Here is a 23,150-nt window from a genome sequence, read left to right as displayed (position 1 = left end):
ACCCCCGGTCCCCCACACCTGAGTCCGGCCACGTCGGCGCGCCGCTCGGCCTCCGCCGACCGCGAGGGCGTCTCCCGGCCGAAGGTTGTCTGGCTACAGTGACGGAATGGACCGCCCCGCCCCCCGACCGACGCGGCCGCCTCGCCGGCTGCCGTCCGTCGAGGAGACCTCCGCGGGCGGCGTGGTCATCGACGTGCACCAGGGTCTGGCGAGGATCGCGATCATCGCCCGGCGCAACCGGGCCGGACGGGTCGAGTGGTGCCTGCCCAAGGGACACGTCGAGGCAGGCGAGACGCTCGAGCAGACCGCCGCGCGTGAGGTCGCGGAGGAGACCGGCATCCAGGGCCGGGTCCTGATCACGCTCGGCACCATCGACTACTGGTTCTCCACGCACGACCGGCGGATCCACAAGATGGTCCACCACTACCTGCTCGAGGCCACGGGCGGCGAGCTCACCATCGAGAACGACCCGGACCACGAGGCCATCGACGCCGCATGGTTCCCGCTCGACCAGGTGCACGAACAGCTCACCTTCCCCAACGAACGGCGGATCGCCCAGGCGGCCTGGCAGCGCCTCGCGGGCCACGCGTGAGCGCCCCCGCGCCCGCGTCCGCCTGCTCGGTGGGCCGGCGGTCTGTCTGCCGTGTCACCGCCACCCGCATGGGCTTTGCCGCGGCCGTGCTCGCCCTGCTCGCCGTGCTCGGTCTGCCGCCCTCCGGGGTGGCACCGGCCGCGGCGACCTCGCCACGGGCGAGCCCGGCCCAGGCCCCCGCCACCGCACCAGCCGCGAAGTCCACCGCCCGCGTCCGGGTCGAGCTCGAGTCCGTGACCCCTGGAGTCGCCCGGCCGGGCGCGAGGATCACCGTGCGAGGCACCCTGCGCAACCTCGGCACGGACCGCATCGACGCCCCGGTCGTCCGGCTGCACCGCACCACGACCGGGCTCGACACCCGCGGTGCGGTCGCCTCCTGGGCAAACGGCTCGAGCCAGATCGGCCCCGGTGTCCAGATCGCCCAGCGGGTCCTCAAGACGCCGTTGATGCCGCGCGCGACTCTCCCCTTCACGATCACCGTCCCCAAGGACGCCATCCAGACCGGCTACCGCTTCACCACGCTCGGGCTGACCCTCGAGGTGCACCGTGGCAAGGGCGTGGACGCCGCCACTGTGGGGAGGCTGCGGACCTTCCTGCCCTGGGACAGCGCTCCCGCCTCCGACCACCACCCGATCGAGATCGGCTGGGTCGTGCCGCTCACCCTGCCCGCCGAACCGGAGCTGTTCGGTCCCGAGTCGGACGAACGCGCCGCCGCGTGGGAGCGCGCCCTCGGCACGGGGTCGCGGATCGACCAGCTGATCACGGCGACGACTGACGAGCCGGTCACCTGGGCGATCGACCCCACTGCCGTGGAGGCTCCGCCGTCCCAGAACGAGTTCCAGTCGCCCACAGCGCCGCCCACCACGACCACCGCGCCGACCTCCACCGGCAGCTCCTCACCCACCACGTCGGGCACGTCGACCGGCTCACCGACGACCAGTCCCTCGTCGACCGCAGGCACCAGCAGCACGTCCGAGCAGCAGTCGACGAGCGGCTCGTCGTCGAGCAGCAGCTCGTCGACCACGACCTCAACCACGGGCAACAGCTCGGGCCCGAGCAGCTCGGGGGCCACCACGGCGCCCAGCTCGCCCCCCTCGACGACCCCCGGGCCGGCACCCACCACCCCGCCACCGCCGTCCGAGGCCGACCTGCTCAGCGACCAGCTCGCGGACCGGCTGCGGACCGCCGGTGGCACCCACCCGCTGTGGGCACTGCCCTACGGCGACCCCGACCTCAGCGCACTCCTGCACCTCGACCCCCGCGGCGCGACCCTGCGGGCGGCCCTGGCCACCAAGACCCCGAAGTCGCTCGGCAAGCGGACCCGGTCGGGCATCGCCTGGCCGATCGACCCCCGCCTGGGCGACAAGACGGTCGCGACCCTGCGGGGCGCGTGGCGGGGCCACGGTGGCCTCGCTGCCGCAGTGATCTCCGCGCGGGCGCTGGACGGCTCATCGGGCTACACCGGCTCGGCCCCCCGCAAGTCGGCCCAGGGCCTGCCGCTGCTTGCCTACGACGACCGGTTGAGCGGGATCTTCAGCGCGATGGACGACCCGGCCGCCGGAGGTGCCGCGGTGCAGCGCTTCCTCGCCGAGACGCTCGCCGTCTACCAGGAGCGGCCGGCCAACAGCCGATCGCTGCTGGTCGTGCCACCCCGAACCTTCCAGGGCGACCCGACCGTGCTGCGCCAGCTGTTCGCCGGGGTGGACCGGGCCCCGTGGCTGCGGGCCACCTCGACCGACACTCTGCTGCGCCAGGCCGAGAAGGCCCCGAAGGTGAAGGACCGCACCCTGACCGGAAAGTCGGCGCCCTCCGCGCCCGGCTCCCTCACGGCATACCCCTCGGCGCACGCCTCACCGCTCACGACCAAGCGGCTCCTGGCCCTCACCGAACTGCGGGCCACGACGGCCGGCGTGAGCGGCGTGCTCGACCCGGGTGACGGCTACCAGTCGATCTGGTCGGCGGCCACCGACCAGCTGCTGTCCAGCCGGTGGCGCACCCGTCCGGGAGCGTGGCGCACCCTCGAGGTGCGGGTCGTGGACGCCAACCAAGCCATCACGAAGGGCGTGAGTGTCGTCTCGAGCACCTTCAACTTCTTCGCCGACGAGGGGTCCCTGCAGCTGACCGTGGTCAACGACCTCGACGTCAGCGTGCGCAACGTCCACCTCACCCTCGCGCCGCGCAACCCGCGGCTGCGCATCATCGCGCAGCCGACGCCGCTGCGGATCGGCCCGCACAGCCGGACCACGGTCAAGGTCAAGGTCAACGCGATCTCCGCGGGACTGGTCCCGGTGGACGCCTACCTGTCCGCCCCCAACGGCACCACGCTCGGGTCGGGGACCTCCGTCACCGTGCGGGTGCAGCCCACCAGCACCTGGATCTACTGGGTCCTCGGTATCGTGGCCGGGCTCATCCTCGTGATCGGTCTCTACCGCGCCCTACGACGAGGGGGCCAGCGACCGACCGACCCCAGCGCGGCCGAGCACATACAGGAGATCCCCGACCCATGAGCCAGACCAACGCGCCGTCGAGCATCGCGCGCTCGAGCGCCGGCATGGCGGCAGGAACGCTGGTCTCCAGGCTGCTCGGCCTGATCCGGGTGCTGATGCAGGCGGCGGCGATCGGGCTGACCGGTGCGAGCGCCGACGCCTGGACCAACGCCAACACGCTGCCCAACATCATCTACCTGCTGCTGGCCGGCGGCATGCTCAACGCCGTCCTCGTCCCGCAGCTGACCAAGGCGATGACCCAGCGCGACGGGGGTCGCGACTACTCCGACCGGCTGCTCACCCTGGCCGCGATCGGGCTGGTCGTCGTGACGGTGGTCTTCACCGCCGGATCGACCCTGCTCGTGCGGTTCTACGCGCCGAGCTTCCACGGCGACCAGCTGCAGCTCGCCTTCGCGTTCGCCATCATCTGCATGCCGCAGATCCTGTTCTACGGCCTCTACACGCTGCTCGGCCAGATCCTCAACTCGCGTGACAAGTTCGCCGCCTTCATGTGGGCCCCGGCGCTCGCCAACGTGGTCGGCATCGTCGGGCTGGCGGCGTTCCTGGCGCTCTTCCCGCACGAGGCGGCGCCGGCCGACTGGACGCCGAGCATGATCTGGCTGCTCGGCGGCAGCGCCACCCTGGGCATCGTCCTGCAGGCGCTCGTCCTGCTCTATCCGGTGTGGCGCACCGGCTTCCGCTGGCGGCCGCGCTGGGGCTTCCGGGGTGTCGGACTGCGCACCGCCTCCCGGGTGGCGATGTGGACCTTCGGGATCATCGCGGTCTCCCAAGTGGGCATCTGGGTCACCTCGGTCGTGGTCAACCACGCGTCCACCTCCGGCGCGAAGGGCACCGCCGGCCGGTTCGCCTACGAGCAGGCGTCGCTGCTGTTCGTGCTGCCGCACTCGCTGATCACGCTGTCCCTCGTCACCGCCCTGTTCCCCCGGATGTCCCGCGCGGCGCACGCCCGCAACCTGCCGGCGCTGCGCTCCGACCTGCGGCACGGGCTGCGACTGATCGGGGTCGCGATGATTCCGGTCAGCCTCGGCATGCTGCTGCTCGGCCCCGCCATCGCCTCCACCCTGTTCTTCAGCAACGCGGCCAGCGACACCCGAGCACTCGCCTACGTGATGATGGCGATGGTCTGCGGGCTCGTCCCGTATGCCGTGCTGACCCTCACCTGGCGCGCGTTCTACGCGTTCGAGGACGCCAAGACCCCGTTCCGGTTGCAGATCGTGATCACCGCCGTCTCGGTGTGCGGGACCCTGCTGTCGCTGCTGCTGCCGCCGGACCGGGTGGCGGTCGGCGCCGGCCTGTCGCAGGCCGTGGGTCAGCTGGCCGCCTGCGTGGTCGCCGTGGTCTGGATCCGGCGCCGCCTCGAGGGGCTCTCGCTGTTCGTCGTGGTGCGCACCTACGTGCGCCTGGGGATCGCCGGGCTGCTCGGTGCCGGCGCGGCATACCTCGTGCACCTGGGTCTCGCGCAGGTGCTGACCGGACGGATCGGCTCCCTGCTGACCCTGGTCCTCGGCGGTGGCGTGCTGCTGGTCATCTACATCGTGGTCGCCAAGCGGTTGCGGGTGACCGAGGTCGACGAGCTGCTCGGCTCGATCACCCGCAAGCTCCGCAGCCTGCGCTGACCTTGCCCTGACCTTGCGCTGACCGCACAGCAGCGAGCCTGCCCACGCCGCCGTGGCAGGGCGCACAGGCACCCAGCCCTTAGTATTGGCCGCGCAGCAGCAGTCGTACGCTCGCGTGCCCGCGGGACCAGCACAGGAACAGGAGCAGTGGTGCAAGGCATCAGCCCGGACACGGTTCTCGCGGACCGCTACTCCCTCACCACGCGTCTGGCCGGACGCGACGACCTCGAGCACTGGGCGGCGCGCGACCGCACGCTCGAGCGTGAGGTCGCCGTCACGGTTTTCCCCAGCTCCGGGGAGCACTCCGCCGCCGCGCTGGACGGTGCCCGGCGAGCCGCCGGCATCGAGGACTCGCGACTGGTGCGGATCCTCGACGTCGGCGAGCAGGCCGGAGTCTCCTACATCGTCGAGGAGAGCCTGCGCGACGCCACCTCCCTGGCCGAGCTGGTCCGCGAGCGGGCGCTCCCGACCGAGGAGGTGCGCCGCATCGTCGGCGAGACCGCCTCGGCGCTCGAGGTCGCCCGGCAGCGCGGACTGCACCACCTGCGGCTGACCCCGCACGCGGTGCTCGTGACCAAGGAGGGCCGGATCCGGGTCAGCGGGATCGCGGTCGCAGGCGCGCTCGAGGGCCTCGACGACGTGCCCTCCGACGAGGCCTCGCGCGACGACGCGACCGCCCTGGTCGGCCTGATCTACGCCGGCCTGACCGGCACCTGGCCGCTCGAGCCGGAGGTGCCCGGTGTGCCGTCCGCCGTGCGGCACGCCGGCGGCGTCGCCGAGCCCGCCGAGATGGCCCTGCGCCAGGGCTCGGTGCCCGGCGACCTCAACACGCTGTGCCGGCTGACCCTCGGCGAGGACGCCGGACCGCTCACGCCGGGCGACCTCGCCGGACAGATCGCGCCCTGGTCCCCCGAGCCGGTGCACGGCACCAGCCAGGCCGTCGGGTGGTCCGGAGGCGTCACGGGTGCGGCCGCTGGGGGCGCCGCAGCGGGAGCGGCCGCGGCCGGGGCCTCGCGCTCCGGTGAGGCCGCGCGGGGGAACCGCTCGGATGAGACCCAGCGGATCGACACGTCGCGATCGGCCGCACGGAGGGACGATCACGGGCGCGACGACGCTGACGGCGACGTTGACGGCGATGAAGGCGACTTCTACGGTGACGGCGACGACGAGCTCGAGTCGCCGGTGCCCCTTCTGCCCGGCACCGTCGCGGCCGAGCCGTCCGGCGACCAGGCCAAGATCGCGCTGGCGCTCGTCGCGGCCTTCGTGGTCGTCGCCGTGCTGCTCGCCTACTGCGGCGTGGCCGGACTCGGCAACAACGACAACAAGGCCCCGGCTGCCGGCAGCACGACGTCGCAGACGACCTCGTCGCAGAGCCCGACCCCGACCGACAGCGGGACCCAGACCGAGACCGCCAAGCCCACCAAGAAGACTCCGCCCGCCAAGACGCTGAAGATCACCTCGGGCTCGATCATGTCCGGAGCCTCCAGCCTCAAGGAACCGCAGGACGTCAGCCCGGCCTATGACGGCAACCCCGACACCTCATGGATGTCGCACGGCTGGAACCAGGCCGACTTCGGCGGCCTCAAGGGCGGGGTCGGCCTCGTCTTCGACCTCGGGGCGAGCAAGGAGGTCAGCGAGGCGGACCTCGACCTGCCCCTGCCCGAGGGGCTGACCGTCTACGTCGGCGACCAGCCGACCACCGACGGCGCCACCCGGCTCGGCAGCTCGTCGGGCAAGGACGGCACGGTGAAGGTCAAGGCCTCGGGCGACTCGCCGCCCAAGGGGCGCTACGTCATCGTCTACATCACCAAGCTGGTCAAGGACACGGCATACCACCACGGCGGGCTCTCCGAAATCACGGTCAAGGGACGCTGACCGACCGTGGTCCGGGGGCCGGATCTGCCGCAGCTGACCGACCGCGAGCTGCTCGCGGCGCACTGTGCCGGTGACGGGGAGGCCTTCGGCGAGCTGTTCCGCCGGCACAGGGACCGGATGTGGGCGGTTGCCCTGCGCATCACGCGTGACCCCGAGCTCGCCGCGGACGCCGTGCAGGACGGGTTCATCTCGGCCTTCCGGCGGGCGGAGTCGTTCAGGGGCGAGGCAGCCGTCACGACCTGGCTGCACCGCATCATCGTCAACGCCTGCCTCGACCGGTTGCGCCGGACCAAGCCGACCAGCGCGCTGCCGGTCTACGAGTTGGCCGACGCGCACGACCACCACCACAGCGTGGAGGTGCGGCTCGACGTGCAGCGGGCGCTGGCGCAGCTGCCGGAGGGGCAGCGGATGGCGCTCACCCTCGTCGACATGCACGGCATGTCGGTCGCCGAGGCAGCGGACACGCTCCAGGTGGCCGAGGGGACCATCAAGTCACGATGCGCCCGGGGGCGTGCCGCGATGGCCGAGCTGCTGACCGCGGCCGACCGGGCCGGTGCCGCGACGATGGGCGTCCGGCCGTCGCCGGGGGAACCTTCGCCTCCGCCGTGACGTCCTACCCCTGATCGGGCTTTGCGCCCCGTCCCCATCGACCAGATCCTCGACCGCGTTCGCCACCGGAGGTCTTCGTGATCACACCTCGCCACCCGCAGGGTGCCTCGTCCCCGGACGAGGACCCCACCGGGGTGCGCGCGTTGCTGTCATCGTTGCCCGAGCCGGGACCGATGCCCCCCGAGCTGGTCGCCCGCATCACCGCCAGCCTCGAGCGGGAGCAGCAGGAAAGGGCCCACCAGACCGACGCGCCGGGCGCTCCCGCCAACGTCGCGCCCCTGGTGGGCCGACCCTCCCCCGGCTCCTCGGCTCCTCGACACGGGTCACTCGGGCCGTCGCGGCTGCGCCGGGTCGTCGCCCTCGGTGGCGCCGCCGCGGCCGTGGTGGCCGTCGCTGCGGTCGGCACGGTGATCGCCCTCGACCAGCGCCCCGGGGTGCCGGCCTCCGCCTCGGCGTCGAGCGCCTCCCGGCCCGCCTCGCCGGCCGATTCCCGGCAGGAGGGCTCGGGCGCCCTGGCGAACGCCGCCCCGGTCTACTTCGAGGCGTCGGGCAAGGGCTACACCAGCGCCGGCTTTGCACAGCAGGCCCGGGCGATGCAGGCGGCCAACCACACTCCGTTGCGCTCGGACGCGCTGCAGGCCCCACAGGTGCAGGAGCTCGGCCCCCCGATGAACCTCTCGCAGTGCATCCAGACGCTCGGTGCCTCGCTGCCGTCGCGCCCCGACAAGGTGTGGGTCGACCTGGGCACCTTCGACGGATCACCCGCGCTGATCGTCGTGGTCACCACCGACGGGAAGAGCACGGCCTGGGCGGTGGGCCGCACCTGCCGTGCCGGCCAGCCCTCGGTCCTCGACGGCCCTACCACCCTCGCCTGACCACCAGAGCAGCCACGTCGGCGAGGGAACAATGCTGGCCTAGGATCGGTTCCAGCACACGAGCCCGTATGCACGTCCGGTCGCCTCATCCGCCCCGCTGCGGTCGCGATCGGCCGGCGAAGGAACACGGGTGAGCACACGTCATACCAACGAAGGGGTCTCCCGCGTGAGCGCCAGCACCGAGCACACCGAGGGCACGCAGAATCGGGTGCGGAACCTCATCATCATCGGCTCCGGACCGGCCGGCTACACCGCTGCCGTCTATGCCGCGCGCGCCAACCTCGAGCCGCTCATCTTCGAGGGCTCGGTCACCGCAGGCGGCGCGCTGATGAACACGACCGACGTGGAGAACTTCCCCGGGTTCCAGGACGGCATCATGGGCCCCGACCTGATGCTGAACATGCGCGCGCAGGCCGAGCGCTTCGGCGCCGAGCTGGTGCGCGACGACGTGGAGTCGGTCGACCTGACCGGCGAGGTCAAGACCGTGGTCGACGGCTCCGGCAACACCCACCGCGCCCGCGCCGTCGTGCTGGCCATGGGTTCGGCCTACCGCGAGCTCGGGCTGCCCGACGAGAAGCGTCTCGCCGGTCGCGGCGTCTCGTGGTGCGCGACCTGTGACGGAGCGTTCTTCCGCGACCAGGACATCGTGGTCGTCGGCGGCGGCGACTCGGCCGTGGAGGAGGCGACCTTCCTGACGCGCTTCGGCAAGTCGGTCACCATCGTGCACCGCCGCGACGAGCTGCGCGCCAGCAAGATCATGGCAGACCGTGCGTTCGCCAACGACAAGATCAGCTTCGTCTGGAACGCGCAGGTCGAGGGCATCGTCGGCGACGACAAGGTCAGCGGCGTGACGCTGCGCGACACCGTCACCGACGAGCGCAGCGAGCTCCCCGCGAGTGGTCTGTTCATCGCGATCGGCCACGACCCGCGCAACGAGCTGATCCGCGGCGTCGTCGACCTCGACGACGAGGGCTACGTGCTCGTCGACGGGCGCAGCACCCGCACCAACGTCGAGGGCGTCTTCGCCTGCGGCGACCTGGTCGACCACACCTACCGCCAGGCCGTGACGGCCGCGGGCACCGGCTGCTCGGCCGCGCTCGACGCCGAGCGCTACCTCGCCGCCCTCGACGAGGGGGCCGAACGAGCCCGGGGCGGCGCGGCCGACTCCTCCGACCGCGGCCACGCGGTCGCCCCCGAGCCGGCCACCGAGACCTCCAGCCACGCCACTGTCGGTGTCGGCTGAGACCATGGGCTGAGCACCTCGTCAGCCCGGCACACCACCCGAACACCCCGAACCACCGAGCTCATCGAAGAAGGAAGGAAGCCCCGACATGGGAGCACCCAAGGAGACCACGGACGCGAACTTCGAGGCCGACGTCCTGCAGAACGACAAGACCGTCCTCGTCGACTTCTGGGCGCCGTGGTGCGGCCCGTGCCGCGCGGTCGCCCCGATCCTCGAGGAGCTCGCGCAGGAGCACGCGGACAAGATCGAGGTCATCAAGCTCAACACTGACGAGAACCCGGCGATCACCGCGAAGTACGGCATCACCGGCATCCCGACGATGAACGTCTACCAGGGCGGCGAGGTCGTCAAGACCCTTGTCGGCGCCCTGCCCAAGCCGAGGCTGGTCAAGGAGCTCGACGACTACCTGAGCTGAGTCCGGGAGCCGCCCCGCGGCGCCCTTCGAGCGATGACGCGCCCCTCCTGCGGGAGGGGCGCGTCGTCGTCTCCGGGGCGGGCCGGTCCGACGTGGTTTCGCGTGAAACACCACACATCGTGAGACGGGTCCCCGGTGCGCCCCCGACCTCGTGCGACACTCATCGGCGGAACGTGCGACGGAAGGGCGGCGCGATGACCGCGAGGACACAGGATGCGGTGCTGGGGGCGGGGACGAGCTCCCCGAGGGTGGGCGCAGCCGTGCCCGGCTCGCGGCTCGACCCCTGGAAGCAGTCGTATGCCGCCCGCACCGCGGGGATGACCGCGTCCGAGATCCGCGCGCTGTTCGCCGTCGCGTCCCGGCCCGAGGTGGTCTCGCTCGCCGGCGGCATGCCCTACCTGTCCGCGCTGCCGATGGATGCCGTTGCCGGCACCTTGGCGCACCTGGTCGCCACCCGGGGGCAGCAGGCGCTGCAGTACGGCTCCGGGCAGGGCGACCCCGCCCTGCGTGAGCAGATCCTCGAGGTGATGGCGCTCGAGGGCATCAGCGCCCACCCCGACGACGTGGTCGTGACGACCGGTTCGCAGCAGGCGCTCGACCTGGTCACCCGCATCTTCATCGACCCCGGCGACGTCGTGCTCGCGGAGGCACCCAGCTACGTCGGCGCGCTCGGGGTGTTCGCCTCCTACCAGGCCGAGGTCTCGCACGTCGCGAGCGACGACGACGGCCTGGTGCCCGCGGCCCTCGAGGAGCGGATCGTCGCGCTGCGGCAGGCGGGCAAACGGGTCAAGCTGCTCTACACCGTGCCCAACTTCCACAACCCGGCCGGGACCACCCTGTCCGAGGAGCGGCGGCCCGAGGTGCTGGAGATCTGCGAGCGGCACGGCATCCTCGTGCTCGAGGACAACCCCTACGGCCTGCTCGGCTTCGACCGCGATCCCTACCCCGCGATGCGGGCGTCCGCGCCGGATGGTGTGGTCTACCTCGGGTCCTTCTCCAAGACCTTCGCCCCGGGCCTGCGGGTCGGCTGGGCGGTGGCACCGCACGCGGTGCGGGAGAAGCTGGTGCTCGCGAGCGAGTCGGCGATCCTGTGCCCGAGCGCCCTGGCGCAGATGGCGGTCTCGAGCTACCTCACCGACTCCGACTGGCAGGCCCAGATCAAGGTCTACCGCGAGCTCTACCGCGAGCGACGCGACGCCATGCTCGACTCGCTCGAGGCCCAGCTGCCCGAGGCGCACTGGACCCATCCGGACGGCGGCTTCTACGTGTGGCTGACCCTGCCGGAGGGGCTGGATGCGAAGGCGATGCTGCCGCGGGCGGTCACCGAGCGCGTGGCCTACGTGCCCGGCACGGCCTTCTTCGCCGACGGCACGGGCCACCGGCACCTGCGGCTGTCCTACTGCTACCCCGAGCCGGACCGCATCCGCGAGGGCGTGCGCCGGCTTGCTGCCGTGGTGCGCGGTGAGCTCGAGCTGCACGACACGTTCGGCTCGGCGAGTGGTAGGCCGTCGACGACGTCGCCACGCCCCGCCCGGGTGGAGTTCCCCTCACCAGAGCAACCTTGATGCTCCCGGTGAGATATCGCGCGGTCATGATCGTCGCGCGCTAACCCGTCCGACAAGGCTGCGAGGAGCCGCATGCGACATGTCCTGATCCTGGCCGGCGGGCTGAGCCACGAGCGCGACGTCTCGCTGCGCTCGGGCCGGCGTGTGGCCGACCTGTTGCGGCGCAGCGATGTGGACGTGCAGGTCCACGACCTCGACGTCGACCTCCTCGGCTCGATCACCCAGACCCGGCCCGAGGTGGTGTGGCCGCTCCTGCACGGTGCCGCTGGCGAGGATGGCGCCATCCGAGATGTGTTGGAAACGTTGGCCATTCCGTATGTCGGGAGCTCACCACAGGCGTGCCGGCTCACGTGGGACAAGCCGGTCGCCAAGGCGCTGCTCGCTCGAGCCGGAGTGGCGACACCGCCCAGCGTGGCGATGTCGCACGACACCTTCCGCGAGCTGGGCGCAGCCGCCGTGCTCGACGCCGTCGTGGCGCGGATCGGCCTCCCGCTCGTGGTGAAACCGGCCCGGGGTGGCTCGGCACTGGGCCTCAGCGTGGTCCGCACCCGGGAGGATTTGCCGACCGCGATGGTGAACGCGTATGCGTATGGTGATATCGCACTCATCGAGCATTGTGTCGGCGGTGTTGAGGTCGCGGTGTCGGTCGTCGAGGGCCCGGACGGGGAGCCGATGGCGCTCCCGGCGGTCGAGATCGTCCCGGACGGTGGTCTCTACTCCTACGGCGCTCGCTACACCGCGGGGGAGACGGAGTTCTTCACGCCGGCCAGACTGAGTGATCGCGCGACAGCCGCCGCGACAGCGGCGGCGCTCACCGCCTACCGGACCCTCGGGCACCGCCACCTGTCCCGGATCGACCTGATCGTGGACGACCACGACACGCCGTGGTTCCTCGAGGGCAACGTGGCACCCGGGATGACCGAGACCTCGCTGCTGCCCCTGGCCGCCGAGGCGGGCGACGAAGCTGCGGACGCGCTCTACCTGAGGCTGATCGAGCGGGCCCTGCTCGGGGACGTCCTGCGGCCTGGTGGTGCGGGCAACCGCGGCGCAGGACGTCCGGCCGCAGGACCGGGCCCGGCGGCCGGCTCAGGACTGTAGGTCGGGGACCGCCACCTCGTCGTCGGGCGTGAGCAGGCTGACGATCCGGTTCAGGTCGTCCACCGAGGCGAACTCCACCGTGAGCTTGCCCTTGCGTTTGCCCAGCGCGATGTTGACGCGGGTGTCGAACCGGTCGGAGAGGGCAGCGGCGAGGTCGTCCAGCTGGGGGTGGCGGTTGCCGGCACGCGGCGCCCGACGCCTCGGTTCGGCATCACCGCCGAGCGTGACGATCTCCTCGACGCTGCGGACGCTGAGCCCCTCGGCCACGATGCGCTGGGCGAGCCGCTCCATCGCGGCGCCGTCACCGAGCGCGAGCAGTGCGCGCGCGTGCCCGGCGCTGAGCACGCCGGCGGCTACGCGGCGGGCCACCAGCGGGGGGAGCTTCAGCAGGCGCAGCGTGTTGGAGATCTGCGGACGGGACCGACCGATCCGGGACGCGAGCTCGTCGTGCGTGCAGCCGAAGTCGTCCAGCAGCTGCTGGTAGGCCGCGGCCTCCTCCAGCGCGTTCAGGTTGCTGCGGTGCAGGTTCTCCAGCAGCGCGTCGCGCAACAGGTCGTCGTCGTGGGTGTCCTTGATGACCGCCGGGATGGTCTCCCGACCCGCCGCCTGGCTGGCCCGCCAGCGCCGTTCGCCCATGATCAGCTCGTAGGTCGCCGCGCCGTCCGCACCGTCGCCGGAAGCGGACGTGTCGCTGGCCGCCGAGCCCGACCCACCCGCGGTGGAGGTGGCGTCGCGGCCCACCACGGTCCGGACGACCACGGGTTGCAGGACCCCGATCTCGCGGATGCTGTGCGTGAGCTCGGCCAGGTCGTCCTCGTCGAAGACCTCACGGGGTTGTCGCGGGTTGGGCCGGATCTGGTCGAGCGGGATCTCGGCGAACCGCGCTCCAGGCACCGGGGTCAGGCCGTCGTCGGTCGCCTCGGCCGCCTCACGAGGGTGGATTCCCGTGAAACCGTCATCGCCGGACGCGCCAGTGGGCTCGTCCGAGTCGCCCTCGTTTCCCGTGAAACCCTCACGGTCCGACGACTGCCCCTTCGCCAATTCCTGGGCTTCGTCGCTGTTTCCCGTGAAACCATCCACGCCTGAACCGCTCGACGTGCGCTCAGCCGAGTCCTCCCCCGAGGGCCGGTCGTGCCGGCCGGTGAGGGCCCCGTTGTCACCGCCACCGTGGTGGGCGTCCGGTCGGTTGTCCTTGAAGAACACGTCGGTCGGTCGGGCGCTTCCTGCTGGTGGAGCACTGGGGATCAGGGCACCCAAACCACGACCCAGGGCACGACGCTTCTCACTCACAAGGACCTCGACCTCTTCGATGAAATCCGGGTCGCGACGATGACGTCAGCCATGACGGTTCACGCAGTCGCGAGCGTCGGGAAACCGGCGACCCGGAAGGACGGCCCCACGGTACCCGGTGACTGCCCTCCGCCCGGGCTCACCCCTCGGCGAGTCCGCGCAACGGCTCCAGAGCCTCGGCATCGCCCTCAGGGTCGAGCTGCCGCCTCGGTGTCACCGCTGGTCTTCGCTGCGCCACGGTGGGCGATCTCGCTCGCGGCCTCGAGGTAGGACAGGGCTCCACTGCTGGACGGGTCATAGGTCAGCACGGTCTGTCCGTGGCTCGGAGCCTCCGAGATGCGCACCGAACGGGGCACCGTCGTGCGCAGGACCTGGTCGGGGAAGTGCTCGCGCACGTCGTCGGCGACCTGTGAGGACAGCCGGGTCCGACCGTCATACATGGTCAACAGGATGGTCGAGAGGAACAGGTCAGGATTGAGGTGACTGCGGATCAGCTCGATGTTCTTGAGCAGCTGGGAGAGGCCCTCGAGGGCGTAGTACTCGCACTGGATGGGGATGAAGACCTCGTCCGCGGCCACGAAGGCGTTGACCGTGAGCAAGCCCAGGCTCGGCGGGCAGTCGATGAGCACGTAGTCGAAGCCTGCCTCGGGGTCCTCCTCGGCCGCGGCTTCCTTGAGGTAGGCCTCCAGAGCCCGGCGCATCCGGGTCTCCCGCGCCACGAGCGACACGAGCTCGATCTCGGCTCCTGCCAGGTCGATCGTGGCGGGCGCGCAGAACAGGCCGGGCACGTCGGGGCATTCCTGGATGACCTCGGCCAGGGGGCGGCTGTCGACCAGCACGTCGTAGATGCTGGGGACCTCGGCGTGGTGGTCGATGCCGAGGGCCGTGCTGGCATTCCCCTGCGGATCGATGTCCACCACGAGAACACGAAGTCCGGCCTGGGCCATGGCCGCCGCGACATTGACCGCCGTGGTGGTCTTGCCGACGCCACCCTTCTGGTTGGCCACGGTCAGGACCCGGCACTGCGCCGGCCGCGGCAGTGGCTTGCCCACGAGGGTGGCGCGCCGCCGCACATCCTGCGCCAGCTGGCGGGCCAACGGGGTCTCCTCCTCCGGAATGGCGTCCGGCCTCATCACCCGGCCCACTGCGGAAGAGTCCACGGCAGGCAGGGGCTCCGCCCGGGGGGTCGGCCCCGAGGTTTCACGGGAAACATCGTGATCTCGCGCCGTCTCTTGGGCCTCCTCCACCACAGGAGCCTCAACAGCCACAGCTGACACATCCGGCTGAGGGCTGGCCGTTGCTTCGGGTGTGGCCTCGTCGCTAGCCAGGTCGTGCGCCAGCCGTGGTGCGGAGGGCCACCCGAGCGGGGTGGGTGAGGGAGCAGGTGACTCCATCCGTGGCCACCCGAGCTCCTGGCCGGCTTGCCTCTGCGTCACTGGTGGTTTCTCCTCATCTCGGGCGGAACGGCGTGGTGGACCTCGTGGCGAAGGCATCGGCGCTGCGGCTCATCGCACCGGTTCCCGGTTCCCCCGGACCGCTTGGTGCGGCCACCCGACAGATGTCGCTGTGCAGCGGCCCTTCCACGCGAGCAGGCCTGCGGGTCAGCCTAACGTCGGGACCGACGGTGGGAGCGGCGGCCGCCCGGCCGGGTGCGTCCCGCCGTCCCATCCCGGACCGTTCGCTCCGGGCGCACCGGCTGGTCGACGAGCAACCGCACGACCGTCGTCACCGGGTCGAGCAGGCCGGCGCCGTAGGTTTCGACGACCTCCTCCACGGAGCCGAGGCGGCGCACCGCGTCCCGGTCGCGAGCAAGCTCCTCCGGAGCACTGCTGCCCTTCAGCGCCAGCATCACGCCTCCGGCATCGACGAGCGGCAGGCACCAGCGCGCCAGTTCGGCGAGTGGCGCCACCGCGCGAGCAGTGACCACCGGCGCCACGAGGTCGCCCCACATCTCCTCCGCGCGGCCGCGGTGCACCGTGACGTCGGACAGCTCCAGCTGGCGCACGGCGTCCTCGAGCCAGGTGGTCCTGCGCAGCATCGGCTCGACGAGGTGCAGCTGCAGGTCGGGGCGCACGATGGCGAGGACCAGTCCGGGGAGACCGGCGCCGGACCCCACGTCGATGACCGAGGCGCCGTGCGGGATGGCCTCGTGCACGACTGCGCAGTTGAGCAGGTGTCGTTCCCAGAGGCGAGGAACCTCACGTGGCCCCATCAGCCCGTGTGTCGCGCCGGTGTCGGCCAAGAGCTCGGCATACCGCTGGGCCAGCTCCAGCCGGTCCCCGAAGACCGCCTCGGCGATGACCGGAGCGGGCACTGAGGTCTCGGCCCTGGACGGTGAGGTCTCCCGGGCACCGTCCCGTGGGCCGGCGCCCTCCCGTGGGTGGTCCGCGCCTCCCGTCGGCTGCGGCCCGTGGGCAGTCATCGATTCACGTGAAACGTCCGTGGGCCGTCAGCGTGGGAGGATGACGACGCAACGGTGCGGCTCGACACCCTCCGACTCCGAGGACAGTCCGGAGGCCAGCACCTCGTCGTGCACCACCTTGCGCTCGAACGCCGTCATCGGATCGAGGGTGGTGCGTTCACCCGAGCTCTTGACCTGCTCGATCGCCGTGCGTGCCGTCTCGACCAGTGCGGCACGGCGCTCGGCCCGGTAGCCGGCCACGTCCAGCATCAGCCGACTGCGTTCCCCGGTCGCCGCCTGGACCGCCAGGCGTGTCAGCTCCTGCAGCGCTTCCAGCACCTTGGCGTGGTCACCCACCAGGCGTCGAGGCACGCGCCCCTCCTCGGAGTCGACGATCGCGACCGCGGCACGGTCGCCGTCGACGTCCACGTCGAGGTCGCCGTCCAGGTCCGCGATGTCGAGCAGCTGCTCCAGGAAGTCTGCGGCGACCTCGCCCTCGCGCTCGAGCCGCGCCACGAGCGATCCGTTCTCGACCTGATCGTCCGACGTGTCGGCCGCGTCCGCGGTCGTCTCATCCTCCGCCGCGTCACCCGATCCGCTCGCTCCCGTCAATGCCGCCTGCGAGCCTGCGGTCGCGCTCTCCTCGGCGGCCTCGGTCACCGACGAGACCTCCGCCCCCGTGCTCTCCCCCGCACCGCCGGTCTGCGCAGCCGGCGTCTCCGTGCCAGATTCCGTGCCGGATGCGGTGCCGGGATCGGTGCCGGCTCCGGTGCCAGCCACCTGCGGGGTGGGCTGCTCCTGGGTGGTCGCGGACTGTTCGCTCATGGTGGCTCCTGCTGCTGCGTGTGGGCCCGGGCGCGCCCGGGCGGGTACGAGGACTGTGGTTACCGGCGGGTAGCCGGCCGGTGCCGACTACCGGGGACGCCCCGCGGAAGGGGCCCCCTTCTTCTTGCGCTTCTTCTTGCCGCCCTGGCCGGGCGGCGTGGACGTGGCGCCGGACGTGTTGGGGCTCGACGACTTCGCGCCGCTCGAGCTCGAGTTGTTCTTCGCGCCGGAGGAGGAGGAGGTGGTGGTTGGCGTCGGCTTCTTCGCACCGGGGGACTTCACCGGCGTGGGGCGCTTGGGCGTCTTCGCGCCGCTGGCTCGCGTCGCGCCGTCACCGTCCGTGCTGCTGTCGGATCCGCTCACCTGCTCGCCGGCACTGCTGTCCGCAGCCCTGCCCGTCGCGCCGGCACCGCCCACCGCCTTCCGACGGTCCTTGCGCTTGGGCTGGACCCGCTGCCCCGAGACCGGGCCGACCGGCTCGGGCGCGACCTCCTCCTCGTCCTCCTTGTGCAGACCCGGCAGGCTCAGGCGGGTGTGCACCTTGCCCTGCTTCACCCGGCGCTCCTCCAGGGCGCGCTCGGCCGGGGAGCCCGGGGCCGGCATACGGCGGATCACATAGAACTGCTGGCCCATCGACCAGACGTTGGTGGCCAACCAGTAGAGCAGCACACCGACGGGGAAGTTGATGCCGGTCACCGCGAAGAACACCGGCAGCAGGTAGAGCATGTACTTCTGCATGTTCGCCGCGGGGTTGTCCAGCGCGGCGGCGGGCATGTTCTTGCGCATCAGCTGGTGCTGTGTGGTGAAGGTCGTCGCCGACATCAGGATGATCAGCACCGCGGTGAGGATGCGGACGTTGATGTTGTCCGGGGATCCGAGGAACGTCGACGACAGGGAGGCGCCGAACAGCGTCGAGGACTCGGCCGAGCTGGCGAGCGCCTTGCTCATCGGGCCGATCGGTGCGTGCGTCCCCTGGGCGATCGAGTGCAGGTCGTTGAGCACGCGGAACAGCGCGAAGAAGATCGGTGACTGCAGCAGGATCGGCAGGCACGAGGAGAACGGGTTGGTGCCGGTCCGCTTGTAGAGATCCATCGTCTCCTGGCTCATCGCCTTGCGAGAGTCGGGATCGGACTTGCCCTTGTACTTCTTCTGGATCTTCTGCATCTCCGGCTGGATCAGCTGCATCCGCCGAGAGGCGTGGATCTGTTTGACGAACAGCGGGATCAGGATGATCCGGATGACGATCGTCAGCCCGATGATGGAGAACGCCCAGGTCCACCCGGAGTCGGCCGGCATGCCGATGAAGCTCAGCGCCTTGTGGAAGCCGACCATGAGGGCGGCGACCGCCCACATGATGGGCTTGAGAACTGTTTCCTCGAGGGTCTGCATGCGGTCCTTCGGGTCTGGTCAGTCGGGCACGACCGGCCGGGCGATGGGTACTAGTGGTCTTCGGGGCGTCGGTCGGAGCTCGACAGCGAGTCGGATCCCTTTGGTGGCGGAACGTGGTCGACGCCGCCGGGGTTCCACGGGTTGCAGCGCAGGAGCCGCCAGACCGCCAACCGCGAACCCCGCAGTATGCCGTGTGTCTGCAGCGCGGTCACGGCGTACGCCGAGCAGGAGGGATAGAAGCGGCAGCTCGGCGGGCTGAGCGGGGACAGGACGAGCTGGTAGGCGCGGATCAGCCAGATGAGTGGCTCCGCCAGCAGGCGCCCCGGGCTCCAGCGCGGTGCAGCGGCGTGGGGGTGCGTGCTCACGGGGTGCCTCCGGGAGTCGGGAGGCGGCGCAGCACGGCGGGTAGCACCCGGTCGAGTGCGGCGGCCAGCTCAGGCGTGTTCGCCGAGGCGGCCGCAGGTTTGGCCCGCACGACGATGTCCGTGCCGAGGGGAAGCGAGTCGAGCCGTGGGCTCACCAGGGCGCGCAGCACCCGCTTGACCCGGTTGCGCACGACGGCGCCACCGACCGCCTTGGAGACGACGAAGCCGACGCGGGGCGGTAGTCCCGCCCGTGCGTCGCTCGCACCCGCATGCACCACGATCAACCGGCTGCCCTGCCGGGGTCCACGCACGGTCGCCGCGAAGTCACTGCCCGAACGAAGGCGGTGAGGCGCCGGCAACACGGCTCGGTCCCTGGCTTCGTCCCTGGGTCAGGCGGACAGCTTCGCGCGGCCCTTGCCGCGGCGCGAAGCCAGGATGGCGCGGCCGGCGCGCGTGCGCATACGCAGGCGGAAACCGTGCGTCCTGGCCCGACGGCGGTTGTTCGGCTGGAAGGTGCGCTTGCTCACGAGGTACTCCGTTACCGCAGGTCCACGTGAGGGCGCCTGCTTCAGAAGGGGTGGTGCGGGTCGAGTGCTCCGACGACGGCCGGCCGCAATCGGAAGCCCGCGGGCCCGGTCACCACGGCAGTGGAACCGCGCATCGGTCGCGGGCATGCGAAAACGGCCCATCGCCTCGGGCCACCGACAACGGTACGCGAGCGCCAGTCACAGGGTCAAACGCGAGGCCCTCGTCCTGACCCCCTCCCATGAGTTTGCTAGAACTTTGCTCGGTCGATGTCGAGCCGACACGCCGCGGACATGTGCAATGATCTGACCCATTCCGGTGGCGGACAGCCGGCCGCGGGCCCCCAAGCGGTTGCTCGCGGACCGGGGACGTTGTGAGCGCCCGAGGTCTCACCTCTTCTATGCACAGGCTGTGGATAAAGGTGTGGATCAAGGCCCTAGGATGAACGTTCGTCGTCGGCGCAGGCGCATCCCGCGACGCCGACGACCGCACTGCACGACGACCTGGGCACGTCCCAGAGGAAGTGGGGCTGGGGCGTGACTGGACGTGAGTGACGGCAGAGCGAGCGACGGCGCAGCGCAGGTCGACTTCGCGGACGTATGGCGCACCGCTCTCGCCTCCCTCGACGAAGCCGGCATCCCCGCCCGCGACCGTGCCTATCTGCGCCTCACCCGCCTGGTGGGCCTGCTGGACGAGACGGCCCTGCTCGCGGTGCCCTACGAGCACACCAAGGAAATGCTCGAGAGCGGCCTGCGCGAACCGGTCACCTCGGCGCTGCGCGGCCAGCTCGAGCACGACGTCCGGCTGGCCGTGACCGTCGACCCCGGGCTGCGGGCCGACGTCGAGCTGACCACCGAGGCCACCGACGCGGGCATCGGCGAGGGCGAGCTGGACGCCGAGGAGGACCTCGGCCCGTTCGCCGCCCGCCGGATGGACAACCACGCGCCGAGCCGGCCGAGGATCGCCGACCGTGAGCAGAACGAGGTCGAGGCAGCCCGGCTCAACCCGAAGTACACCTTCGACACCTTCGTCATCGGCTCGAGCAACCGGTTCGCCCACGCGGCCGCCGTGGCGGTGGCCGAGGCGCCAGCCCGTGCCTACAACCCGCTGTTCGTCTACGGCGACTCCGGACTGGGCAAGACCCACCTGCTGCACGCGATCGGTCACTACGCCCGCAACCTGTTCCCCCACGTGCGGGTGCGCTACGTGAACTCCGAGGAGTTCACCAACGACTTCATCAACTCGATCCGTGACGACAAGGCGTCCGCCTTCCAGCGCCGCTACCGCGACGTGGACGTGCTGCTGATCGACGACATCCAGTTCCTGCAGGGCAAGGAGCAGACGCAGGAGGAGTTCTTCCACACGTTCAACACGCTGCACAACTCGGAGAAGCAGGTCGTCATCACCTCCGACCAGCCGCCGAAGAAGCTGTCCGGCTTCGCCGAGCGGATGCGCAGCCGGTTCGAGTGGGGGCTGCTGACCGACGTCCAGCCCCCCGACCTCGAGACCCGCATCGCGATCCTGCGCAAGAAGGCGATCCAGGAGCGGATGGACATCCCCGACGAGGTGCTTGAGCTGATCGCCAGCAAGATCACCACGAACATCCGCGAGCTCGAGGGCGCCCTGATCCGGGTGACCGCCTTCGCGTCCCTGTCCGGCCAGCCGATCGACGTGACCCTGGCCAGCTACGTGCTCAAGGACATCATCCCGAACGGCGACGGTGGCCAGATCACCGGCGCGACGATCATGGCCCAGACCGCCACCTACTTCCACATCAGCATCGAGGACCTGTGCGGCCAGTCCCGGTCGCGCACCCTGGTGACCGCCCGACAGATCGCGATGTATCTCTGCCGCGAGCTGACCGACCTGTCCCTCCCCAAGATCGGGCAGCTCTTCGGCGGACGCGACCACACCACGGTGATGCACGCGGACCGCAAGATCCGCCAGCTCATCGGCGAGCGGCGCCCCATCTTCGACCAGATCACCGATCTCACCGGCCAGATCCGCAAGGCCGCCCGCTGAGGCTTGGTCGTGCTTGGTCGTCCTTGGTCGTCCTTGGTCGTCCATGGCCGCGCTCCACACAGGTTCCACAGCCCCGTCCACAGCCCAACGGCCCCCCGAAGCGCCGGTCACGCCGTGCGCGAGCCGCACACCGTGACCGGCGGTTGTCCCCAACCTGTGGATAACTCTGTGGGTATCCACGGTGTGGACCCTGCTCGGTCTCCGGAGGCCGGCGGGTCCCGCGACCGAGCACCCGTCCCTCCCCTGTGGACAACTCTGTGGATCACCGGTGCACAACTGCCCGTCCACGGGGGAGAACCCTCCTTCTGCACGACACCGCGTTGTGGACGACGGCCGACCGTCCCCAGCGGCCCGACGTTGTCCACCACCGGTGTCCACCCGGCATACACAGGGTGAACGTGGCACTGACCTGCGCCGTTGGTGGTTGTCCACAGGATCCACAGCCCCGATGACCACGACGAGATTCCTCTACCGGAGATTCCGCCCCACGTACCTGGGGATCAGCGGCCACCCACCCGGAGGACGCCGAGATCACCGACCGGAGCCTGCCTGCCACCACGCAGCCCAAGGTTGGCGCGGCCCCGCTGTGCGACTAGTGTCAGCACCCCACCTGTGTGCCGGTCGCGACGCCTGCCGCGCCCGACCGGCACCGGTGCCTGGTTTGTCTTGGCGGCTGGTCAAGACCCGTGACGTTGTTCTGATGTGGTCGAAGGGCGGATTCCGGTGAAGTTTCGGGTTGAACGCGATGTCCTCGCCGATGCCGTGACGTGGGTGGCCCGCGGGCTGAGTCCTCGTCCGCCCGTCCCGGTCCTCGCGGGTGTGCTGCTCGAGGCCCACGACGACGGCACGCTGACCCTGTCGGCCTTCGACTACGAGGTCTCCGCACGCGTGACGGTGGCCGCCGAGGTCTCCGAGGCCGGCACCGCCCTGGTGCTCGGCCGGCTGCTCGCCGACATCTCGCGCAACCTGCCGGACCGGCCGATCGACATCGCCACCGAGGGCAACAAGGTCCAGGTCACCTGCGGCTCGAGCCGGTTCAGCCTGCTGCTCATGCCGAGCGACGACTACCCCACGCTGCCGACCTCGCCGGAGGCCAGCGGCACCATCGCGGGAGACGTGTTCACCCAGGCGGTCGGCCAGGTGAGCATCGCGGCCGACCGCGGCGACACCCTGCCGATCCTGACCGGTGTGCGCGTCGAGGTCGAGGGCGACAAGGTCACCCTGCTGGCCACCGACCGCTACCGCCTCGCGATGCGGGAGCTGAACTGGAGCCCCTCGGCGAGCGACGCGAGCCACGTGGCGCTGGTGCCGGCGCGCAACCTGTCCGACACGGCCAAGTCGCTGGGCGCCTCCGGCAAGGTCGAGATCGCACTCGGCGCGTCGGCCGGCGGCGAGGGCCTGATCGGGTTCGAGGCCGGCCAACGGCGAGCCACGACCCGCCTGCTCGACGGCGAGTACCCCAAGGTCACCTCGATCTTCCCCACCAGCGTCGACTCGGTGTGCGTGATCTCGACGCCCGGCCTGATCGAGGCGGTCAAGCGGGTCGCCCTGGTCGCCGAGCGCAACACGCCCGTGCGGCTGCGCTTCACCGACGGCCAGGTGATCATCGAGGCGGGCACCGGCGACGACGCGCAGGCCAGCGAGGCGGTCGAGGCGACCCTGACCGGGCCCGAGCTCGAGATCGCGTTCAACCCGCAGTTCCTGCTCGACGGCCTCGGCGCGCTGGGCACGGCATACGCCCGGCTCTCCTTCACCCAGCCCAGCCGCCCCGCGGTCATCTCTGGCCAGGACGAGGCCGATGGTGAGGCCGACGAGAGCTACCGCTACGTGCTGATGCCCGTCCGCTTCGCGAGCTGAGGGGATCCACCGTGACCAGGAAGGCAGGTATGCCGGTCGGCTGACCGACGCACCAGGCGCCCCGAACCACCCATCGCCAAC

The 23,150-nt window shown here is 71.1% G+C and carries 20 protein-coding genes; 12 read left to right on the top strand and 8 right to left on the bottom strand.

Going from position 1 to position 23,150, the window contains the following annotated elements; genetic code table 11:
- The first annotated feature begins 106 nt into the window (after positions 1 to 106).
- From FCN22_RS00235 to FCN22_RS00185, 10 genes are all read left to right on the top strand, one after another.
- A complete protein-coding gene (locus tag FCN22_RS00235; protein ID WP_137119523.1) occupies positions 107 to 592 on the top strand; it encodes an NUDIX hydrolase in 486 nt (161 codons plus the stop codon).
- 68 nt (positions 593 to 660) lie between these two features.
- The gene (locus FCN22_RS21510) at positions 661 to 3,099 is read left to right on the top strand and encodes a DUF6049 family protein (protein WP_162308080.1); all 2,439 of its coding nucleotides are present in this window, start codon (positions 661 to 663) and stop codon (positions 3,097 to 3,099) included.
- Positions 3,096 to 4,715, top strand: a complete 1,620-nt coding sequence (murJ, locus tag FCN22_RS00220; protein WP_137119520.1) for a murein biosynthesis integral membrane protein MurJ — start codon at positions 3,096 to 3,098, stop codon at positions 4,713 to 4,715. Before FCN22_RS21510 ends, murJ begins: the two co-directional genes overlap by 4 nt.
- 150 nt (positions 4,716 to 4,865) lie before the next feature.
- A complete protein-coding gene (locus FCN22_RS00215) occupies positions 4,866 to 6,590 on the top strand; it encodes a protein kinase family protein (protein ID WP_137119519.1) in 1,725 nt (574 codons plus the stop codon).
- 6 nt (positions 6,591 to 6,596) lie between these two features.
- Positions 6,597 to 7,199, top strand: a complete 603-nt coding sequence (gene sigM / locus FCN22_RS00210) for an RNA polymerase sigma factor SigM (RefSeq protein WP_137119518.1) — start codon at positions 6,597 to 6,599, stop codon at positions 7,197 to 7,199.
- A 77-nt stretch (positions 7,200 to 7,276) separates the two neighbouring features.
- Positions 7,277 to 8,074: an RsmA family anti-sigma factor gene (locus tag FCN22_RS00205; RefSeq protein WP_137119517.1), complete on the top strand. Its 798-nt coding sequence runs from the start codon at positions 7,277 to 7,279 to the stop codon at positions 8,072 to 8,074.
- 166 nt (positions 8,075 to 8,240) lie between these two features.
- Positions 8,241 to 9,317, top strand: a complete 1,077-nt coding sequence (gene trxB, locus FCN22_RS00200) for a thioredoxin-disulfide reductase (protein ID WP_238384445.1) — start codon at positions 8,241 to 8,243, stop codon at positions 9,315 to 9,317.
- Between the two features lie 88 nt (positions 9,318 to 9,405).
- A complete protein-coding gene (gene trxA, locus FCN22_RS00195; protein ID WP_137119516.1) occupies positions 9,406 to 9,732 on the top strand; it encodes a thioredoxin in 327 nt (108 codons plus the stop codon).
- Positions 9,733 to 9,926: 194 nt separating this feature from the next.
- The gene (locus FCN22_RS00190) at positions 9,927 to 11,297 is read left to right on the top strand and encodes an aminotransferase-like domain-containing protein (RefSeq protein ID WP_137119515.1); all 1,371 of its coding nucleotides are present in this window, start codon (positions 9,927 to 9,929) and stop codon (positions 11,295 to 11,297) included.
- Positions 11,298 to 11,369: 72 nt separating this feature from the next.
- Positions 11,370 to 12,395, top strand: a complete 1,026-nt coding sequence (locus FCN22_RS00185) for a D-alanine--D-alanine ligase family protein (protein ID WP_137119514.1) — start codon at positions 11,370 to 11,372, stop codon at positions 12,393 to 12,395.
- Here the strand turns inward: FCN22_RS00185 and FCN22_RS00180 are convergent.
- The 8 genes from FCN22_RS00180 to rpmH all read right to left on the bottom strand — a co-directional run bounded on the left by FCN22_RS00180 (position 12,384) and on the right by rpmH (position 19,192).
- Positions 12,384 to 13,685, bottom strand: coding sequence for a ParB/RepB/Spo0J family partition protein (locus FCN22_RS00180; protein WP_137119513.1), 1,302 nt, complete (start codon positions 13,683 to 13,685; stop codon positions 12,384 to 12,386). The two genes, FCN22_RS00185 and FCN22_RS00180, sit on opposite strands and share 12 nt — an antisense overlap.
- A 188-nt stretch (positions 13,686 to 13,873) precedes the next feature.
- Positions 13,874 to 15,079 carry an AAA family ATPase gene (locus tag FCN22_RS00175; protein ID WP_137119749.1) on the bottom strand — a complete coding sequence of 402 codons (1,206 nt, stop codon included), beginning with the start codon at positions 15,077 to 15,079 and terminating at the stop codon, positions 13,874 to 13,876.
- Between the two features lie 212 nt (positions 15,080 to 15,291).
- On the bottom strand, positions 15,292 to 16,107 hold the full coding sequence (gene rsmG / locus FCN22_RS00170; protein WP_137119512.1) for a 16S rRNA (guanine(527)-N(7))-methyltransferase RsmG: 816 nt from the start codon (positions 16,105 to 16,107) through the stop codon (positions 15,292 to 15,294).
- 27 nt (positions 16,108 to 16,134) lie between these two features.
- Positions 16,135 to 16,911, bottom strand: coding sequence for a R3H domain-containing nucleic acid-binding protein (locus FCN22_RS00165; protein ID WP_373681268.1), 777 nt, complete (start codon positions 16,909 to 16,911; stop codon positions 16,135 to 16,137).
- An 87-nt stretch (positions 16,912 to 16,998) separates the two neighbouring features.
- Positions 16,999 to 18,300 (bottom strand): membrane protein insertase YidC, encoded by a 1,302-nt coding sequence (gene yidC / locus FCN22_RS00160; protein ID WP_137119511.1) that lies wholly within the window; start codon positions 18,298 to 18,300, stop codon positions 16,999 to 17,001.
- A 50-nt stretch (positions 18,301 to 18,350) separates the two neighbouring features.
- Entirely contained in the window at positions 18,351 to 18,665 is a 315-nt protein-coding gene (gene yidD / locus FCN22_RS00155) for a membrane protein insertion efficiency factor YidD (RefSeq protein WP_137119510.1), read from the bottom strand.
- Positions 18,662 to 19,027: a ribonuclease P protein component gene (rnpA, locus tag FCN22_RS00150; protein ID WP_137119509.1), complete on the bottom strand. Its 366-nt coding sequence runs from the start codon at positions 19,025 to 19,027 to the stop codon at positions 18,662 to 18,664. The genes yidD and rnpA overlap by 4 nt, the downstream gene beginning before the upstream one ends.
- A gap of 27 nt (positions 19,028 to 19,054) precedes the next feature.
- The gene (gene rpmH, locus FCN22_RS00145; RefSeq protein ID WP_137119508.1) at positions 19,055 to 19,192 is read right to left on the bottom strand and encodes a 50S ribosomal protein L34; all 138 of its coding nucleotides are present in this window, start codon (positions 19,190 to 19,192) and stop codon (positions 19,055 to 19,057) included.
- A 544-nt stretch (positions 19,193 to 19,736) separates the two neighbouring features.
- Between rpmH and dnaA the strand changes: the two genes are divergently transcribed.
- Positions 19,737 to 21,212 (top strand): chromosomal replication initiator protein DnaA, encoded by a 1,476-nt coding sequence (gene dnaA, locus FCN22_RS00140; protein ID WP_137119507.1) that lies wholly within the window; start codon positions 19,737 to 19,739, stop codon positions 21,210 to 21,212.
- 723 nt (positions 21,213 to 21,935) lie between these two features.
- Positions 21,936 to 23,069 carry a DNA polymerase III subunit beta gene (gene dnaN, locus FCN22_RS00135; protein ID WP_137119506.1) on the top strand — a complete coding sequence of 378 codons (1,134 nt, stop codon included), beginning with the start codon at positions 21,936 to 21,938 and terminating at the stop codon, positions 23,067 to 23,069.
- Positions 23,070 to 23,150: the final 81 nt, after the last annotated feature.

It is taken from the genome of Segeticoccus rhizosphaerae, assembly GCF_005222685.1.
GTDB classification, from domain to species: domain Bacteria; phylum Actinomycetota; class Actinomycetes; order Actinomycetales; family Dermatophilaceae; genus Segeticoccus; species Segeticoccus rhizosphaerae.
This window is presented reverse-complemented; position numbering and strand designations above follow the sequence as displayed.

What these genes read in the sequence shown, in the direction of transcription:
- FCN22_RS00235 (WP_137119523.1), top strand. Translation starts at nt 107, where the DNA reads ATGGACCGCCCCGCCCCCCGACCGACGCGGCCGCCTCGCCGGCTGCCG.
- FCN22_RS21510 (WP_162308080.1), top strand. Translation starts at nt 661, where the DNA reads ATGGGCTTTGCCGCGGCCGTGCTCGCCCTGCTCGCCGTGCTCGGTCTG.
- murJ (WP_137119520.1), top strand. Translation starts at nt 3,096, where the DNA reads ATGAGCCAGACCAACGCGCCGTCGAGCATCGCGCGCTCGAGCGCCGGC.
- trxA (WP_137119516.1), top strand. Translation starts at nt 9,406, where the DNA reads ATGGGAGCACCCAAGGAGACCACGGACGCGAACTTCGAGGCCGACGTC.
- FCN22_RS00190 (WP_137119515.1), top strand. Translation starts at nt 9,927, where the DNA reads ATGACCGCGAGGACACAGGATGCGGTGCTGGGGGCGGGGACGAGCTCC.
- FCN22_RS00185 (WP_137119514.1), top strand. Translation starts at nt 11,370, where the DNA reads ATGCGACATGTCCTGATCCTGGCCGGCGGGCTGAGCCACGAGCGCGAC.
- FCN22_RS00175 (WP_137119749.1), bottom strand. Translation starts at nt 15,079, where the DNA reads ATGGAGTCACCTGCTCCCTCACCCACCCCGCTCGGGTGGCCCTCCGCA.
- rsmG (WP_137119512.1), bottom strand. Translation starts at nt 16,107, where the DNA reads ATGACTGCCCACGGGCCGCAGCCGACGGGAGGCGCGGACCACCCACGG.
- FCN22_RS00165 (WP_373681268.1), bottom strand. Translation starts at nt 16,911, where the DNA reads ATGAGCGAACAGTCCGCGACCACCCAGGAGCAGCCCACCCCGCAGGTG.
- yidC (WP_137119511.1), bottom strand. Translation starts at nt 18,300, where the DNA reads ATGCAGACCCTCGAGGAAACAGTTCTCAAGCCCATCATGTGGGCGGTC.